Source organism: Butyricimonas sp. DFI.6.44 (genome assembly GCF_022132345.1).
GTDB classification, from domain to species: Bacteria; Bacteroidota; Bacteroidia; order Bacteroidales; family Marinifilaceae; genus Butyricimonas; species Butyricimonas muris.
The window spans coordinates 1-741 of record NZ_JAKNJD010000034.1; the positions used below are offsets into that span (position 1 = coordinate 1).

Annotated in this window: 1 pseudogene; it reads left to right on the forward strand. The window is 46.8% G+C overall.

The window, feature by feature from the left end:
• Positions 1–106: 106 nt before the first annotated feature.
• A pseudogene (locus L0M98_RS22525) lies at positions 107–741 on the forward strand (hypothetical protein); the annotation flags it as partial.

Sequence of the window (741 nt, forward strand, 5' to 3'; positions counted from 1 at the left end):
CTTAGAATACAGGAACGCGGGAGCCATACGCGACTACCACCCGCGTAAAGGGAGAAGGGTATGACGTTTTGCCCTCTCCCGTTTTTACTAACTTAAATAATGAAGTATGGAACAACAGGAAGAAAAAATCGAGATAGTCGTCAACACGCGAAAAACTAAGGAAATAAGATTTTACGCGTACGCGGACGAGTGTACCGTGGATTGGGGTGACGGGAGCCGTGAATGTTACGCCACACCCAAGCCGGGTATTGAGGATTCGGATTACTGGCGGACACCTAAAAGACCCTATTGTGAACACTCGTACCGCGGGGTTAATCGCGTGGTCACGGTGACCGTTTCCGCCACGCGGTTATCGGAATTCATTATCGAGCATATCCCCGTGACGAGTGTCAGGATTCGGGATTGTGTCCATTTAGGTCATTTTTTTTGTATAGATTGCGGTCTGAGGCAATTGTACCTTGGCGATAGCCCGCGTTTGTATTACCTTAAATGTTCTTGTAACAATTTGCGTAAACTGGATTTGTCGGGTTGTTCCGGTTTGATGGGGTTGGAATGTGATTGCAATTACTTGACGGAATTGAATTTGTCCCGTTGTTTCAAGTTGCACACGCTCGCCTGCCGTTTCAACAGGTTGAAAAAATTGCGGGTTGCCGAAAGAGCGGAAAAGATTCATATCGTGAAGTGTTGTTACAATGATTTGTCGGCGAAAGAATTGAACCGGTTGTTCCGGGATGTCACTTG